The 16,876-nt window shown below is 68.9% G+C and carries 17 protein-coding genes and 2 pseudogenes; 15 read left to right on the forward strand and 4 right to left on the reverse strand.

The window, feature by feature from the left end; genetic code table 11:
- Window positions 1–39: 39 nt before the first annotated feature.
- The 14 genes and pseudogenes from SCAB_RS15535 to SCAB_RS15595 all read left to right on the forward strand — a co-directional run.
- Window positions 40–1,512 (forward strand): SCO6880 family protein, encoded by a 1,473-nt coding sequence (locus tag SCAB_RS15535; RefSeq protein WP_013001034.1) that lies wholly within the window; start codon window positions 40–42, stop codon window positions 1,510–1,512.
- A gap of 194 nt (window positions 1,513–1,706) precedes the next feature.
- Window positions 1,707–2,180 carry a DUF6238 family protein gene (locus SCAB_RS15540; RefSeq protein ID WP_013001035.1) on the forward strand — a complete coding sequence of 158 codons (474 nt, stop codon included), beginning with the start codon at window positions 1,707–1,709 and terminating at the stop codon, window positions 2,178–2,180.
- 23 nt (window positions 2,181–2,203) lie between these two features.
- Entirely contained in the window at window positions 2,204–2,743 is a 540-nt protein-coding gene (locus SCAB_RS15545) for a hypothetical protein (protein WP_013001036.1), read from the forward strand.
- A 46-nt stretch (window positions 2,744–2,789) separates the two neighbouring features.
- Window positions 2,790–4,304, forward strand: coding sequence for an ATP-binding protein (locus tag SCAB_RS15550; protein ID WP_037729840.1), 1,515 nt, complete (start codon window positions 2,790–2,792; stop codon window positions 4,302–4,304).
- Window positions 4,305–4,369: 65 nt separating this feature from the next.
- Entirely contained in the window at window positions 4,370–4,741 is a 372-nt protein-coding gene (locus tag SCAB_RS46990) for a hypothetical protein (RefSeq protein ID WP_049875718.1), read from the forward strand.
- Between the two features lie 71 nt (window positions 4,742–4,812).
- On the forward strand, window positions 4,813–4,983 hold the full coding sequence (locus tag SCAB_RS47295; protein ID WP_013001039.1) for a hypothetical protein: 171 nt from the start codon (window positions 4,813–4,815) through the stop codon (window positions 4,981–4,983).
- Window positions 4,973–5,890 carry a hypothetical protein gene (locus SCAB_RS15560; protein WP_013001040.1) on the forward strand — a complete coding sequence of 306 codons (918 nt, stop codon included), beginning with the start codon at window positions 4,973–4,975 and terminating at the stop codon, window positions 5,888–5,890. Before SCAB_RS47295 ends, SCAB_RS15560 begins: the two co-directional genes overlap by 11 nt.
- Before the next feature lie 213 nt (window positions 5,891–6,103).
- Window positions 6,104–6,883, forward strand: a complete 780-nt coding sequence (locus SCAB_RS15565) for a hypothetical protein (RefSeq protein ID WP_013001041.1) — start codon at window positions 6,104–6,106, stop codon at window positions 6,881–6,883.
- A 79-nt stretch (window positions 6,884–6,962) separates the two neighbouring features.
- Window positions 6,963–8,114: a hypothetical protein gene (locus tag SCAB_RS43750; RefSeq protein ID WP_148274205.1), complete on the forward strand. Its 1,152-nt coding sequence runs from the start codon at window positions 6,963–6,965 to the stop codon at window positions 8,112–8,114.
- A gap of 146 nt (window positions 8,115–8,260) precedes the next feature.
- On the forward strand, window positions 8,261–8,818 hold the full coding sequence (locus tag SCAB_RS15575; RefSeq protein ID WP_013001043.1) for a hypothetical protein: 558 nt from the start codon (window positions 8,261–8,263) through the stop codon (window positions 8,816–8,818).
- Window positions 8,809–9,501 (forward strand): hypothetical protein, encoded by a 693-nt coding sequence (locus SCAB_RS15580; protein WP_013001044.1) that lies wholly within the window; start codon window positions 8,809–8,811, stop codon window positions 9,499–9,501. The genes SCAB_RS15575 and SCAB_RS15580 overlap by 10 nt, the downstream gene beginning before the upstream one ends.
- Complete coding sequence (locus SCAB_RS15585; protein WP_013001045.1) at window positions 9,498–10,046, forward strand: hypothetical protein; 549 nt, start codon at window positions 9,498–9,500, stop codon at window positions 10,044–10,046. Before SCAB_RS15580 ends, SCAB_RS15585 begins: the two co-directional genes overlap by 4 nt.
- A 66-nt stretch (window positions 10,047–10,112) precedes the next feature.
- Window positions 10,113–10,685: a hypothetical protein gene (locus SCAB_RS15590; protein WP_046773761.1), complete on the forward strand. Its 573-nt coding sequence runs from the start codon at window positions 10,113–10,115 to the stop codon at window positions 10,683–10,685.
- Window positions 10,686–10,734: 49 nt separating this feature from the next.
- Window positions 10,735–11,292: pseudogene (locus tag SCAB_RS15595) on the forward strand (glycosyltransferase family 2 protein); the annotation flags it as partial.
- Between the two features lie 231 nt (window positions 11,293–11,523).
- On the opposite strand, the gene SCAB_RS15600 reads toward SCAB_RS15595, so the two are convergent.
- The 4 genes and pseudogenes from SCAB_RS15600 to SCAB_RS15610 all read right to left on the reverse strand — a co-directional run bounded on the left by SCAB_RS15600 (window position 11,524) and on the right by SCAB_RS15610 (window position 15,737).
- Entirely contained in the window at window positions 11,524–12,555 is a 1,032-nt protein-coding gene (locus SCAB_RS15600; protein WP_013001048.1) for an HNH endonuclease, read from the reverse strand.
- Entirely contained in the window at window positions 12,555–14,153 is a 1,599-nt protein-coding gene (locus SCAB_RS15605) for an AAA family ATPase (protein WP_013001049.1), read from the reverse strand. The genes SCAB_RS15600 and SCAB_RS15605 overlap by 1 nt, the downstream gene beginning before the upstream one ends.
- A gap of 80 nt (window positions 14,154–14,233) precedes the next feature.
- Window positions 14,234–14,356: pseudogene (locus SCAB_RS47755) on the reverse strand (transposase); the annotation flags it as partial.
- Window positions 14,357–14,369: 13 nt separating this feature from the next.
- Window positions 14,370–15,737, reverse strand: a complete 1,368-nt coding sequence (locus SCAB_RS15610) for a hypothetical protein (protein WP_013001050.1) — start codon at window positions 15,735–15,737, stop codon at window positions 14,370–14,372.
- Window positions 15,738–16,166: 429 nt separating this feature from the next.
- Here SCAB_RS15610 and SCAB_RS15615 point away from each other — a divergent pair, with 429 nt between their 5' ends.
- Window positions 16,167–16,670: a hypothetical protein gene (locus SCAB_RS15615; RefSeq protein ID WP_013001051.1), complete on the forward strand. Its 504-nt coding sequence runs from the start codon at window positions 16,167–16,169 to the stop codon at window positions 16,668–16,670.
- Window positions 16,671–16,876 lie beyond the last annotated feature (206 nt).

A 16,876-nucleotide genomic window follows, 5' to 3' on the forward strand; every position in this document is an offset into this window, starting at 1 on the left:
CCGCCCCCGGGTTCCACCCGCGCCTCCAGGAGCCGCCCCTTGACTGATCTCTCCGTCGCCCCGGTCACGGTGAAGTTCCCGCACCGGTCCCGCCGCGGCATCCTCCTCGGCCTCTCCTTGCCCCAACTCGTCCTCGTGTCGTGCACGTTGGCGCTGCTGCTGATGACGGTAATCTCCACCGGACTGCTCGGCGCCGTCGCCCTGGCCCCGCTGTGGGCTGCGTCGGGGGCGCTCGTCGCGATCCGCCGGCACGGCCGCTCCCTGATCGACTGGGCGCCGATCGTCGCCCGCTACGCGCAGCGCCGCCGCACCGGCCAGATGCTCTGGCTCGCCCGGCCCCTCACTCGGCCCCGGCAGGACGGCATCCTTCACCTGCCCGGCACCGCCGCCTCGCTCAAGGTCGTCACCCCCGGCGACTCCGCCAACGGGGCTGCCGCCGTTTACGATCCGCACCGCCAGACCCTGACCGCCGTCGCCCGCGTCACATCCCGCGCATTCGCCCTGCTGGACGCCGCGACGCAGAACCACAACGTGAACGGCTGGGGGCGTGCGCTGGCGGGTATCGCCCGCACCGGGCACGTCGCCACCGTGCAGGTCCTGGAGCGCACGGTCCCCGACTCCGGCGACACCCTCGTCCGCCACTGGACTCAGCACGGCCAGCCCCAGACCCCGGTCGCCGGGCAGATCTACTCCGAGCTGGTCGCCTCCGCAGGCCCGGCCGCCGCCCCGCACGAGACCTACCTCGCCATCTCCCTCGATCTCAAGGCCGCCAGACGCCTGATCTCGCAGGCCGGTGGAGGGCTGCCGGGCGCGTTCACCGTCATGGAGCAGACCACCGCCTCCGTCGCCCAGGCCGCCCGCAACGCCGGACTGCTGGTCACCGGGTGGCTGAGCGCCCGGGAGATCGCCGCCGTGATCCGCACCGCCTACGACCCGCAGGCCCTTGCCGCGCTCCAGCAGTGGTCCGACACCGGGCGCGCCGAGGCGGACCCGGCAGCCGCCGGGCCCGTCGTCCAGGTCGAGGAGTACGACCGGCTCGCCACCGACACCGCCCGCCACGCCACGTACTGGGTGGAGAACTGGCCGCGGACCGAGATGGGAGCCGGGTTTCTGCACCAGATCATGTTCACCGCCGGGGTCCGCCGCAGCCTCTCCCTCATATATGTGCCGCAGCAGCTCGAGTCCGCGCTGCGGGACGTCCAGCGGAAGAAGGCGGCGATCATCGCCGATGCCAACGAGCGCGCCCGCCGCGGCCAGGTCGACAGTGAGGAAGACTCCGTCGAGTACGCCGACGTCAAACAGCGCGAGCGCCAGCTCATCGCCGGGCACGCCGACGTCGCCCTGACCGGCCTGGTCACCGTCACCGCCGACACCGATGCCCTCCTCGACGCGGCCTGCGCGCAGATCGAGACCGCCGCCGTCACCGCCGGCGTCGACCTGCGCCGCCTCAACTACCAGCAGCCGACGGCCTTCACCCTCGCCGCCCTGCCCCTCGCCCGCACCGCTCTGTAACGCCCTTTCCAGACTCCGGGACATGCGCTGACATCCCTCAACGACGACGAGCTGAGACGCGAACTGCGCGCCCTGCTCACCTCCTGCCAGGAACTGGCCGCCCGCCACAGCGCCGTCCGCCGCCCGTCCCGCCCCGCTGCTACCGGTCCACGACCGGCCGCTGACCCCGCCTCCCCGGCGGCTAGGACCCCTCATTGCCCCAACCCCGCACCACTGAACTCGACGCGCACCCCTACCTCCGCGCCGCCAGCACCGGAGTCCGCCATCACACCCGGGCCCTGGCCCGGTCAGCGCCCCCCTCCCCAGCGCCGGTGGATCGCGTGCACCTCGACGTCGTGCACGCCCATCTGACCGCGCTGCATCACCTGCTCGACCACCTCGCCGACCTCGCCCGGCCCCCGCACCCCGCCGCCGGACGACACCTCGCCACCGCGCGCACCCGGCTGTTCCAGGCCGCCGCCGGCGTGCACGACGCCTTCCATCTCCTGCCCGTCGCGGACGAGACCCCGACAAACACGGGCTGCCACCCCGAGCGGCTGTCCGAGGGACCGCCCGTCCTGACCATCTGCCAGCGACACCTGGCCGCAGGCCACGTCGTCCGCCGCAAGACCACCCCGAGCGACCTCAACACCCCGCTGCACGGCCACACCACCACCTGCAGCCAGTAACCCCCACCACCGAAAGGCCCTCAATGCGCGCCCTGAAGCGCTCCACCTCCGCTGCCGTCATACTCGCCGCACTCGCCAGCACCGCCACCCTGGCCACCGCCACCCCGGCATCCGCCGCCAGCTACCACTGCAAGACCAGCAGCCACTCCGTCGACGACCCGTCGTACACCGGCCCCGACTCCGACAACTGGGACTTCGAGGTGACGCTCTGCGCCATGCGCTCCGGCAGCACCATCTACACCACCGCCACCGTGTACTGGGACGGCCCGTACACGGCCAAGAACCGCAACACCTACACCTTCAACAAGGCCAAGTTCCAGCTCCAGACCAAGCGCAGCGTCAGCGGTACGGACCCGGTCGTGAAGTCCGCCGCCTACAGCGGGCTTGAGTACGCGCTCGAACACAGCAGCAGCTACGGCAACGGCTACTACTCGACCGGAACCCTCAAGTACCCGGCTGGATCCGGCCGTTACCTCGCCGACGGCTACATCCAGCTGGACTGGAGCGGTGACGGCAAGGACTACCGCAGCCCGGTTCTGTTCACTGCCTCACCGGTCGTCTGACCCCAGCACCGCGTCCAGACCGCCGTCACGTGAAAGCCGCCCTGCTATGAGCCACCGGCCCGCGCGCCGAGCCCGTCGCGCCTCGGCCTCTCCCTTGTTCACCCCGCACGGCACCGACCGCGCCTCCCGCAGGGCCGCCCGACGGCAGCTCGCCGAGGCCGCCGCGAAAGCCCGCGTCAATGCCGCCGCCCATACCAGCGGCGCCAGCGTGGAGGAGCGGCAGATGCCGCCGCCTCTCTTCCCGCCCGCCGGGCGGCCCGGCCCCGCGTCCTCCCGCAACAACAAGCTCAAGCTGCCCGCCCACCGCATGACCACCGCCACCGCAAGCGGGGCCTATCCATTTCTCGCCGAAGGCGGCCTCGGCGCCGAGGGCATCTACATCGGCCGCGACGTCCACGCTGAAGCGTCCTTCGTCTTCGACCCGTTCGCGCTGTACGGCAGGGTCGAGGGCTTCACCAACCCCAACGTGCTGTTGGCCGGCGTGATCGGGCAGGGCAAGAGCGCGTTGGCCAAGAGCTTCGCACTGCGATCGATCGCCTTCGGATACCGGGTCTACGTCCCCTGCGACCCCAAGGGTGAATGGACTCCTGTGGCACAGGCGCTGGGCGGCACCTCGATCGCACTCGGTCCCGGACTGCCAGGCAAGCTGAATCCCCTGGACGCGGCGCCGCGACCACCGTCGGTCTCCGAGACGGACTGGGCGGGTGAGATCCGCAAGCGCCGTCTGCTGCTGCTCGGCTCGCTGGCCCGCACCGTGCTCGGGCGGGACCTGCTGCCGATGGAGCACACCGGCCTCGACGTCGCCCTGGACGCCGTCGTCACCCGCGCCGCCGAGAGCGGACGCACCCCGCTGCTCGGCGACATCGCCGCCACCCTCAACAACCCCGCCGAACTCGACACGGCCGGCGGCATCATGTCCGGCCGCCTCGGCGACGCCTCCCGCGACCTGGCCCACGCCATGCGCCGCCTCGTCCACGGCGACCTCGTCGGCATGTTCGACGCCCCGAGCACCGTCACGTTCGACCCCAGCTCGCCGATGCTGACCATCGACCTGTCCCGCCTAGGCGGATCCGGCGACGACACTGCCCTCGTCCTCGCCATGACCTGCGCCTCGGCATGGATGGAGTCCGCGCTGTCCGACCCGAACGGCGGCCGGCGCTGGATCGTCTACGACGAAGCATGGCGCCTCATGCGCCACCCCGGCCTCCTACAGCGCATGCAGTCCCAGTGGAAGCTGAGCCGCGGCCTGGGCATCGCCAACCTGATGGTGATCCACCGACTGTCCGACCTGCTCACCGCTGGCGACGCCGGATCCCGCGGACGCGCCCTGGCCGAAGGACTCCTCGCCGACTGCTCCACCCGCATCATCTACCGACAGGAGACCGACCAACTCCACGCCGCAGCAGCGCTGCTGGGCCTGACCTCGGTGGAAACCGACGCGATCGCCCACCTCAACCGGGGCCGAGGCTTGTGGAAAGTGGCCGGGCGCAGCTTCATCGTGCAGCACCTCCTGCACCCCCACGAACTGGCGCTCTTCGACACCGACGCCCGCATGCACTGAAAAAACGCCGAGTTCACGAAAACTGAAGCGCCTTTGCTGCCTCTCCGGCTGCGTGAGGTGCAGTGATGAGTCTAGGTGAGGTCCTGAGTTCCTGTCGGCTACGGTGCGGAGTCGCCCTCGGGGTCACCCTGTCGAGCCAGGCCGTACCGCACTTCGCCGAGACCGCGCAGACCGCGCTCTCACTGCCCCGGCCGCGCGGAGAGAACGACAGCTACGTCCGGGACAACCGCATGGTCGTCGAACACGCGACGGCGCGTGCCTGTCTGCGGCGCGCGTCGCAGGCGCTCGGTGACGCAGTCCAGGAACTCACCGACCACCTCGACTTCCACCGCTTCTTCCTCACGCCTTCCCACCGCCAGAGCCCGGCGCCGCCGCCCGAACCGGGCGGCCGCCACCGCTGCCCCGGGCCGACCCCACCCCTTCAAGGAGACCTCTGAACCGCCCCGCCCACTTCAGCGACGCCGACTGGGCCGACTACCAGCAGTGCCAGGCCGAGCACGAGGACCTCATGACACAGATCGCCGAACGCGAAGCCCAGATGGAGCACGGCCTGATCACCGCCTACGGCGAGTACGAACTCGATTTCAGTCCGGTGCCGAAGCCGGAAGCCGACCCCGCTCGCCAGATACCTCCGCCCCACCGCACGCCGGCCTCCCCCAGGAGGAACCGTGGCCGCTGACCAGGAGAGCACTCCAGACGCCCACCGCGCGGCTCCGCTCGCACCGCTTCCCGACCATCACAACGTGGACACCCCGTGGTGGCAGGAGCTGTGGCACCGCCACGCGCACATCACCACGCCGCTGCGAGAGCGCGGGCTGGAGTGCGACATCGATTTCGGGCTCAGCGCCTACATCGTGCGCGTATCGCTCCCCGACGACAGTTACCTGATCATCGGTCCGCCGCAGGAGCCCCCCTCCGACCGCCCGCCCGGAAGCCCGGAGGGCTGGATCGCGACCCGCGAGCACCCCGACGACCCCTCGTTGTTCGAGGTCCTCTACGACTCGGTGCCCTCCGACGAACCCGGTGCACCTGACCGGCCCGAAACCCGGCATGGCGGCAGCGCCCAGCCCCTGGTCGAGGCGATCGAACACCGCCTCGACCAGCTCGGGCTGCTGCCAACTCCCTCCTCGCCCACCGCCCGCACAACCGTGTCCGCGACTGAGCCGACGCTCCGCACCCCCAAACCCCGGGACGTCTCCGGCAACGCGGACCGCACCTTCGTCTACGGCGACGTGCTCCTCGTGCTCACCGACCGGCTCAACGCAACCGAGTCGCCTACGGATGCCGCCGCCATGCTGCACCAGATCCTGGACCCCACCAGCGGCCTGCTGGAACGGCTCGGCGAGTTCTTCGAAGCAGCCGCGGAAAAGGCCAAGGAATTCGAGCAGGACGACGGATTCGATCTCCACTACGACCTTCAGGACGCCGCGGCCACCCTGCGCAGTCTCGGCGAGGACCTGCACACTGCTGTCGACCGCATGCGTGCCCTGGCCCCCGCGCGTCGGACCACCCGGACCGGTCTCCCGCCGGGCCCGAGCCCGGGGCCACCGACGGCGACCACCCCCATGCCCGGTCGCACACGGTGAACCAGGCACACCCGACGCTCACCGCGCCCTCGCCCGGCTCAAAGACCAGGAACGTGCCGCCTTCCCGAAATGGCGAGGTCCACCAGCCGCAGGCTCCACTTCGCGGACTTCCGCCCGGCCGGCAGGTGGCCCGGACGGCGGTCGGCGTCGCCTCCAGGGAGATACACGGTGCGCTACCTCGGCACTCCCTCGGGGCCTGAGATACGGGCTGCGATGAGCGCCGGACGCATCGGCTGCATGACCACCCCCGCGCAAGGCAGCCGGATCCCCGAGGGTGCGCTGTATGCCTGTGACAACTCCAAGTTCGGCAGCGACGGACGTGGCCGCTACTGGCCCGGGGCCCAGGCGTGGTTCGCCTGGCTGCACCGGACCGTTGAACGGTACGGGCCTGATCGCTGCCTGTGGGCGCTCGCCCCGGACCAGCCGTTCAACGCCGCCGGCACCCTCACCGAGTCCCTGCCGTGGCTGGCCCGCATCCGCGACCTGGGCGTGCCCGCGGCCTACGCGGCCCAGGACGGCTGCGATGCCCCCGGGCTGCTGCCGTGGGACGACTTCGACGTCCTGTTCCTGGCCGGATCGACCGAGTGGAAACTCGGCCCCGTAGCGGAACAGCTCGCCCGCGAGGCGAAGGCCCGCAGCAAAGGCGTGCACATGGGCCGCGTCAACTCCCGGATCCGGCTGGGGATAGCCGAGTGGTTCGGCTGCGACAGCGCCGACGGCACCTACCTCGCTTTCGGGCCCGACAAGAACCTGCCCAAGCTCCTGAGCTGGCTCGACGAACTCGATGGCTGCCCCTCCCTCATCGGCGGTACACACCCCCTCCCCGCCCCACGCGCACCGTCATCGGCTCCGCCTGCGCGAGCAGACCTCGGTCGACGCAGCATGCCTGATCACGAGGCTGCCACGAGGTTGAAGAAGCACCCGCTCACGGCGAGAACCGATCCAGCCCCCGCCCTCCCGACAACACGAGGTCCACGTGCCAGAACCCGCTGAACAGCCGACACCGTACCGGCCGCAGGAGCTGACCTTCTCATCAACGTCCGGTACCAACTCCACCCGCACGAGCGTCGCGTTGCCCGGCGCCGACGGGCCTGCAGGCGAGCGCATGCCCCCCATCAGCCTCGGCGATCACGAACAGGTCGGTGTCATCGCCGTCACCAGCACCGACGCTCCCCCGGCAGCCCACACGCTCCTGGCCGAGCACGGCTTCTGGCGCCCACGCGGTGTCTTCGGCTCCATCCTGATCCACGACAGGTACGACCACGACGTTCCGGCCCGCCTCACGCGGTTCCTCGCCGACGCCGACCGGCAAGGCATCGGCGTGGAATACCACCTGCCCCGCATCCTCGCGGACGCCGGTTCTCCCGCTGCGGGCAAGCGCGTCGAAGAACTGTGGCGCGACAACCAGCAACGGGAGTACCGCCGTTGCCAGCGTGAGGCCGTCCGCATCGCCACCTTTGGCAGCGATCTGGAGTCCCTCGCCCATGGCCTGTGTCACCGTCTGCCCGGCGAATGGGCTTCCCACGTAACCGGCTTCGCCGATCCGGACAGCCAGCTCGACTTCTTCGACGACCTGTGGGACAACGCGTCTCTGGCCAGCGCCTGGATGCAATTCCGCGTTCCCCGCGCCGCGATCCTGACCCGCCCCGATCGCCTTGAGCTCGTCGTGATCGACCGCCCGCTGCACCGCGGGCAGGTCCTCGTCGGCGCGCTATCCCTGCACGGCATCACCCACGACTACTTCGGCGACGACAACGCCCCGCACGCGATCGCAGTCCCCTCCGAGGCCGTCCGCGCCGCACACACGGTCTCCCGGCGGCTCCTGCCCGCTACCACCAGGCCGCCCAACGCCTCAGGAACCCATGCCCGCATCCCTCACCGACCTGTCCGCCTTCACCACCGCCCTCGCCCAGCACCTGCCTGGGCAGTGGTTCCGAAAGCACGAAGGCTTCCCTCCTCCCAAGAACCACCGGTTGAGCGAACCCAGCCCGAGCCCCTGCACCGGTTGCCCGCACCGGAGGTCGCCCACACCCTCACGCTGAGCTGGTACCCCGACGGGGTCGTGGGCGCACCGTATCGGTCGGTGCCCGAAGACGCCCGCATGGTGTTCGGCTGCCGTTTCCAGTACAGCCCGCACGAGTCGGCGTTCGTCCTGCCCACCTCCTACAGCACCAGCGACCGCGCCGTGCTCATCCAGACCGCCGTGCGGCTGCTCACCAGTTAGGGCATCAGCGTCAGCTTCCGTCACGCCGCCACGCCGTGCTCCGCCCAGCCGACCTTTCCACCGACGACCACGCCCGATCTGCCGCCGACGCCGCCGAACCCGCCGGCCACAGTCCGGCGGTAGCCCGGCCGATCCCCCTCTCGGAGATGCCACTGTCCGACCTCGACCAGCGATTGCTGCTGCACTCCGTGGCCGACCGGCTCAACACCGTCGCCGACCATCTCCCGCTCCCTGACCAGTTCACGCCGCCCCCCGATCCGGGGCTGAGCGAGATCCTCGACGACGAGGTCCGCCACCTCGCCCGCCTGCTCGGCTACCTGGCCGGCGAGCACGCCTTCCGACACCGGGCCGCCACCCGCTACCCGAACCGGGTCACGACCATCAGCCGCCGCACCGCCCTCACGATCGCCAGCGCCGCCGAACCCACCGCAGCTGCGCTCGCGGCGCTCGGCTCCGCCGTCCACCACCTCGGCCGCTTGGCCGACCTCGCCCACCAGGCGCCGAGCCCCGCTAGGGCCCGGGCGACCGCCGCCGCGCATGACGCACTCGCGGACCGCATGGTCGGTGCCCGTACGCACCTGGCCCGTGCGTCGAAACAGCTGCGCACCGCAGCCGACACCTGGACGGCGCCGATCCTCACCACTCCGCCGCCTGCACCTTCCACCTCAACGACGCACCGCCCGAGGAACCGCCCTTGCACATAACCGAGTTCACCAACACACTCGCCGAACGGCTCCCCGGCTGGCGCCCCTCTAGCCCTGCGGTAGCCATCGCCGACGACCCGGCAGCCAACCGGATCTGGGACAGCGGCCCCCTGCCGTACACCTCCTTCGAGACCACCGATGCCTACCGTGGCGTGCTCACCCACCACTGGGGGCTGCAGCTGTACGTCATGCCCCGCCCTCACCGGCCGGGCGAGTATCTGGTGCTGCCGATGCTGCCCGCCAACACCGGCCACCAGCACGTCCAGGGCCTGAGGGCCCCGCGCGGCATCGCCGTACCCGCCGACCCCGTCCGGGCCACGGCCCTGCTGAAGCGCCGGCTGCTGCACGACTACCTCTTCACCTCCCCCACCGCGATCCGGCGCAGCAGCCCCGGCCACTTCCAGGTCCACGTCGCCTTCGACGCCGACCGGCGTCCGCGCATCCGCTCCGGCTACATCGGCGCCAACAGCGCTCTGCTCCGCGGTGGTTTCCTGCTCGACCCGGCCACCGGCGAATGCCACCTCCCTGACACCCTCACACCCACGCAGACCCGGCATCAGCTGGTCAGGGCCGTGCAGCACCTGCGCCATCGCGACTTCCACATCGTCATGGACTACGCCGAAGGACCGCGCTCCCACCCGCCCCTTCCCCGGGTCAACCCGCGCAAGGGGATGGGCCGGTGAGCCAGAGCCACCACGATGCCTTCGTCCGCGCCCGCCTGGCCATCTGGCAGCGCCGTATCACGGAGACCACCGTCGGCCTGGCCCCGCTGCAGAGCGGCAGCGCACCGACGGCCCTCGCCCCGGTACTCGATCAGCTGGTCACCGTGTACAACCTGTCCACCGGCCTCGTCGCGGACCTGCGGCAGTCCGCAGACAGTCCCCTCGCACAAACCAATGTGGGACGCGAGTATCTGACTCAACTGTCTGCGGCCCTCGCTCACACCAACCGGGCGGCCACCCATCTGAGCACGACCGTGGCCGGCCTCGCCGACCTCCACCGCCATACTCCCCGGCCCGGCACCGCCACACCAGCCGAGAGCCGACTGAACATCGCCCTCGGCCACACCGCCGCGCACCGGAGCCTCCAACGCGCGCTCGCGGCCGTCACCACCCCGCTCACCGACGCTCAGCCCACCCCGGCGTACACCCCGTTGCCAGGGGTCAGCGAGCAGCACCGCCGGGCCACCGGCAACGGCGGCACCCACCCCGTGCGCCGCCACCCCTAACCCCGCAGGGGTCAACCACCACCCGCCTGCACGTCCTTGGAGAACCCTCTGGCCACGCGCTCCTTCATCGCCCGCCCCACCACCGGAACGGGGTACAGCGGCATTTACGTCCAGCTCGACGGCGTACCCAGCCACCACCTCCCGCTGCTCCTGGCGGCCTACCAGTACAAGTTCGGACGCGACGTGGAAGCCATGTCGCGTCACCTCATCGACGACGTCGCCGTCGGCTGGGACGAGCTCGGCACCGACCTCCTCGACGGCGCCCCGCCCTCGCTCGTGGCCGCGCTGACCGGCGGCGAGCAGTGGCCCAGCCGTCACCTCGACCACCTGATCACCCCGGACGGCTCCCCGCCGGTGCGCATGTCGGTCACCGACGAGATCGCCGACGAGCAGGACATGCAGTGGGGGTACATCCTGCACAAGGAGGGCATCGAGGTGATCAGCCTCCTCCACGAGGACATCGGCCCGGTCGTGGACTGGGCCGTCGACCCGCGTACCGCCTTCAACGACCACCCGGCGGCCTGGTCCTCCCTCGACCCCGCACCGGTTATCCGGGCATCGCGCAGCACGCCGTCCCCGGGCGCTCCCGCTGCGTCCCCGGTGAAGGCCCACGCCCCGCGTCCCGCCACGCGCCGCTAGTTCACTGCCGTCTTCCCGGAGCCTCCCCCTGCCCTCGCACACCCCGCCCCTGATCACCGTCGTCATCGCCAGCCGCCTGCGCGAAGACCGGCTCGACTACCTGACCGCCATGCACGCCAGCCTCACCCGGCAGTCCGTGCCGTGGGAGGCCGTGATCGCGCTCGACGGCGCCTCGCCGGACCGCCTGCCCGACCCGCTCGCGCAGGACTCTCGCGTCCGCACGCTCGCTCTGCCCCGCCCGGTCGGCGCCGCCTGCGCCCGGAACCTGGCCCTCGCCCATGTCCGCACCCGGTACACCAACTGGGCAGACGACGATGACGAGTTCACCGACTACGCCATGTCCGTACGGCTGAACATCCTGGAATCGACGGGGGTCGGCTGGTGTGCGGGATGGAGCGAGGACCTGCACCCGGACGGAACGACAACACTGTGGTGCTGCCCGCCGCCGCCCGGGCGGCACGAGGCCGACGATGTGTGGACGTACTGGAAATCCCCGTCCGACGCCATCTCCATCGGGCCGACCACCCTTCTTGCCCGCACCGACATCGTGCGCGCGGCACCGATGGGCGGCCCGGTCCAGGGCGAGGACTACATCGCTTATCCCGGCACTTTCCGTGTCCCTCGCAGGTCATGTCGCTTAACTACCTTTTGAGGAAACGGACGTTGTCGCATACACGCACTGGGCCATGAAGCTCATTCTGGTTGGCCTCGACCAGCCTCGCCTAACGTACACAACATCCCTCTGTGTCACCCATTCGTGGCGTCCTCACCAGCTGCGTCCCAGCTCGCGCCACGCTCGGCATCACCTCGACACGAGTTGCAGGCCAAGGCGGGGAAGCTACCTGGACCGGATGATCCGGACGTCGCTGACGCCCTCTTCGGCCCGCTTGTAGCTGGCGTAGTCTCCAGCGGCCTTCGCGCTGTAGCGGACTACGGACTCGCGGCGGAGACCATCCTGCATCCATGTGATCTTGAAATTCTCCATGCCGTGCTCGCTGACTTCGGCCCGGGGGGCCGGTTCGGCTTTAAAGGATCCTTGGCAGAAGGCGTCGTCGGCGGCCCACGCGCTGTACGCCACGCCCGCCCACCCGTTGAGGTCATCGGCGCGGTGGCTTGAGGCCAGGTCCTCCAGATAGATCCGCAGGCCAGATGCACGGTTCTTCTCTAGCTGCTTCGCGAAGTGCTGGCGCATCCCGCCGAGGGTGTGGTTGGCCTTGCTGCTGTAGCGCGTGGCCAGGTCCAGGAAGCCGAACTGATGGCGGACGCGGTCGGCGAGCATGGCATCCCAGTGGGGCGGTGCGGCCACGAAGTACCTGAGGACTCCCGGGCTCCCGGGGGTAACCTCGGCCTTCAGCCAGCGCTCCATGGAAACGTTCTCAAAGTTTGGGTGCAGCAGTACTTTTCTGGCGACTTCCGTGGTGATGTCGCTCTTCTTGGAGTTGCAGTAGTCACAGGTCCCTACGAGGTTGTCGGGGGCGACACACAGGGCAGGGAATGCCTTCTTGGGCAGGACGTGATCGAGCTCGGATACTTCGGTGTGTCGGCACATCGGGCACAGGTCTTCGTCGCGGCCGTCCATAACCTCGTCGTAGATTTCGCGGCCGGCGCCACTGACCATGCCGCTGTCGTAGACGATGTCGGACACCGTAGTGCCGGGTATGCCTGCGACTTGGAAGTCCTGTGACTTGAGGGTGTGCAGGGTACGTGACAGGGCGGCGGCCCTATAGATGTCGGCGGCTTTCTCCGCGATTTTCGCGGCCGCGCGGAGCTTGGTCCCCAGGCCGTCATTCTTCTGCGTGTCGCGGGACCCGCCAGTGCAGATCTCCCAGCTGACTCTGGCGCTGAGTGTCACCGGATCCGAGGGCCACATCAGCGCTCCTCCGCCCTCTTGTCCGCGAACAGGATGTGCACCAAGCCCTTGGCCTCGTCGCCCAGCTGATTCCCAAAGTGACCGAGAACGCCCTCATAGGTGTCGAACCGGGCGACCGCCTTCTCGATCTCGGCGTAGAATCCGGACTTCATCACTTCGAGACCGAAGATCTCGTGGGTGAGTACTCCGACGTTCTCCCCATAGGTTTCGATCCTGGGACGCCGCGCGCGCCCGCGAGAGCGACTGATCTTGTAGACGCAGGACCTCGGGACTTCCTGGAGCACGACAGGCGAGTGCGTCGCAATGATGGCGACACCGTTGCGCTCCGCCAGAAGCTCGGACAGCGCGCGGACGAAAGAAGACAGCAGCGGGGGATGGAGATGCGCCTCGGGCTCATCGAACAGCACGAGCGTCTGCTCCCCAACGAGGTCCACAAGCCGAGTGAGGGTGAGCAGCACGATGGCGTGTCCGGAACTAAGACTCATGAAGATGTCGCGCCACGAGCGTCCTGCGCCGTTCGCAGGCTCGTCTCCATGTGTGATGCCTTCGATCAGCCTAGGGCTGATGCGATCACCGATGAAGTCGCCGCCGATGAGGACGGCGGCGTCAAACTGGGGATCGCTGGCAAGGGTGAGCAGGGATTTAATCCACCGGTCCTGGTGTCCGGAGGTCGCGATTGACCTGATGCTATCGAGGAATTCCTCGGCCAGTTCCTCCCGTCCCTTCAAACGGGTGGGGTGGCTGTCGCTGGTTTCACCGTCAGGTACATGCGTGGTGAGGCCGACGTGCGTGTAGCTGGTCCTGGTATGGGACGGGGTGATGCTGGCAAAGGGGTCGAACGCGCTGAAGGTGACGAGCAGAACGTTCGCGAAGCCGGTTTCCTCGATGTAAGTGATTTTGCCGGCGGTTTCGGGAAGGTCGAAGGGGCGCACTGCGGCTGTGGCCAAGGAGCGCAGGAGTGTGGTCTTCCCGACCCCGTTGCGCCCGATGAGCACGTGGATGTTGCTGTAGGGAACGGAGTTGGGCCGGACTTCGAACTCCAGCGGGGGGCGTGCCGAGATCTCGGTGTCCGCTTGGGGAGAGTGGTAGTTGAACTTATAGCGGGCGAGCCTGGGCCCTCCGGCGGTGATGCGACGGTACTGGCGGAGAACTGTTTTTGTGGAGAGGTTTCGCATAAAGGAGTTGCCGACGACCGGACTCGACGTTGCCAGCGCGTTCAGTTTCTCTTCTGCGAGTTCGGGGCTCTCCAGCGCGGTGATGTCGCCCAAGCCTCGGAGGATCTCTCGCCCCTGCTGTTTGAGCTCGGCGATCCTTTCGTAGTACTGGACGTCCTGGCCGAGCGAAATCCATTCGCCAAGGCCGGCCGGCAGCCCGTCGGCGAAGTCGCCAAGTGGCAGAGGGCTCGGTCCGGGTTCCTGCTCGACCAGAGCGATCTTGACACGGCCAATCTCGATCGGCTTGGTGTCATCGGTACGGCGGAACCACAGGTCGTAGCTGGTTCTGAAGCCAAAGTCGTCCCAGTTGTCAGGGAGGAGGATGGCGGCGCGGGGGCCGGCGTCGGAGGGGAAACGTCGGTCGGATTGAACGATGAACCGCACAGGGTCCTCCAGGCTCGCGGCAGCACTCGGACCCGGAACCCTATCCACCCGGCAGCCGCACAGGGACGCCTCAGGGCCTAACGCCACGACACCCCGTTGATCACATGCTGATGATCACACCACGGCCGCCTATGACCATCAACACCTGGCAGCAGGGGCGTTACGCGTTCCCACGCCACATCAGTCAGGTCACCACGCCCCACCTCAAGATCATTATCAGAGGTCTTCGTCCGTACTGAGGAAGACCGACTTGAACAGGTCGGCCGCGTCGACGAGGGGCTCGGTGGGCACCCGGAACTCACCGCTGGTCACCGCGTCGTTGCCGTCCTCGGTAAGTTCCCACGAGACCTCCACCGAACTGGCATGACGATCCTTCGCGATGATGACGTAGTCGTCTTGGTCGCTCGTCCAAGGCACGTTCGGACGGAACGACTCCGGAGTGAGCACAACTACGGCGTCCTCGCCATGGGTGCTCCAGGTCACGGGATAGCCCCGAGGGAGGGGTCGGATAGCCGAGTGGTCGAAGCTCGGCAGGAACGGCTCGTGCGGCCCCAGCACTGGTTCGACGGCTTTCTCAAAGTCGGCGTCGTCCGGGTCTAGGTAATCCAGCACCTCGCAGTTATGGAACGTCAGAATCAGTCGCGGCTTGGCCACGAAACGATCGCGACTGACCACCTGGACACCGGCACCCGGCATCCCGACGCCTAGGAGGTGCTCCCGACCCTTGGCGATGTGCTCGGCCTTCTTGCACTGCCATGCGGCGAGCGCCTGTTCCCGGTCCTCCGTCGACAGCGGCTTCGGGCTGCCGAAGACGCTCGACGGCAATATGAACGGCGTCGAGGCGATAATGTCTTCAGCCGGTGTCAGCTGCTTGGTGAACTGCTCTTCTTCGTAGCGGCGCAGGCTCTCCAGGATCTCGTCCACGCGGTCGACCCTGCAGATGGGGCCGAGCAGTTGCACCTCGAGGTCAATCGGTGGCTTCCCGCCCCGGCGGACGCGCTCGACGAGGGCGAGGACCTCTCCGGAGCGTGCGGGCCGCGTGTTGCTGGCGCCTCGCACGTAGATCGCGCCGTCCTCGATGTTGTCGCGGCGGTCCTCACCCTGATAGCTCTTGTGACACGGGAAGATCGTCTGGCCATCCTCCGGCGGCTGGGCGATGACGAACAGGACCTCGTGGTCGGAGTCGATGCCAATCCGACCGAACTCGAACGCCGGGAACAGGGGCCCGAGGTAGGGGCGGAGCCGGTCCTCGAGCTCGTGGGCCTCGGTTCCGCGCGGTACTCCGGGAGCGCTGTTCTTCTGTACGCCGATGACCAGGACCGCGTAGCCGTGGAAGTGTCGGGCCGCCTCCCCCGGACGCCGGTTCGCTGCGCCCAGGAGGAACTTTGCGATCTTGGCCGCGGTCGCCTTGCTGTTCATGTCGAGTGAGCTCTTGACCTCGAGGTAGGTCGCCTCGGCCTCGTCGCCGACAGCGACTACGTGCTCAAGAACGCCCCGTAGGGCGCGCTCACCGAGCGGGATGACGCTGGTGTCGAGAGCGGAGGTCCCGGCGTCCGAGTCGTCTGAAGGCAAGAGATCCGGCATGGAACGATTCTCCCATTCATGACCGCCAGGCGGGATTGAACCATCCGCCTACGAGAAGCCTGGGCCTCGATCACGGCGCAACATAGCCGACGATCGCCGGTTACCCCAACCGGCGATCGTCACGACACTTGAAGCTCCCCTCCAGCCGCAAGTCTCAGCGGCCCCAGCACGCGCACGGCCAGCGAAGCCGACCCTCGAAGGAGCAGCCCAATCCCTCCCCACCCACGGCCACGAGCCTGCCCGCAAAGGGCAATGCCCGTTATCCACCGCCGCCACCCAAGCATCGATCGCAGAGGCGAGTGCTCATGATCGGGCGACCAGCCCCACGGCCAAGAATGCTCACCACAGTCAACGCCCCAGGTGGCTGGACGGCGGATGCTCACGGAAAAGCGGAACCTACAAGACGAGCGCTGCGGCCGGGGTGATCTGATGTCTTCCTCCGTCACTCCGGCCACATTCGACCATCTAGCCAGGCGCCTGGAGGAACTGGCCGCCTCATTCCCCACCAGCCCCGACGCCGTCGACCTGGTCACGCTCACCGACGACATCGGCGTGCTGGCCCACCATCTGCAGCACACCATCGAACACGCGCAGGAACGGTTCACCACACCGCAGACGGTCTACCCGCCCGAACGCGTCACCCTGGTCCAGCTCGCCCGGGCCGTCGCCGGAGCCCTGACCTACGCCACGACCGGCTTCCAGCGCGAGGCCGTGGAGGATCTCACCCACTCGCCTCTGCGCAACGACCCCGACGTCCTGCGGATCATGACGGCCGAGAAGTACGTCGCGGCCCGCGCACGCCTGCACCACACCGCCGCTGCCCTGCGCCCGACCTCCACCCCGGCACCGCCTGGGCCGTCCACACCGCGCACGACCAGCCCACGGACCCAGCCAGCTCCCGCCGCCCAGTCACGGCAGCCGAACCGCCGCTGAACGACACCCGCAGACCACGGGACGCTGCCGAACCCTCTTGCCGAGATCCAGCTCGCCTACAGCCGCGCCGCCGCCCTGGCCGCCATCGCCCACGGCGAGCAGCACCAGTGGGCCAACACCGCCTTGGACTAGGCCGGCCTTCACCAAACGGGACGACGGAAGCGACAGCATGCCCAGCCCCGACGTTCGCCCAGCCCTCCCCCGGC

It is taken from the genome of Streptomyces scabiei 87.22, from assembly GCF_000091305.1.
In the GTDB taxonomy this organism is placed as follows: domain Bacteria; phylum Actinomycetota; class Actinomycetes; order Streptomycetales; family Streptomycetaceae; genus Streptomyces; species Streptomyces scabiei.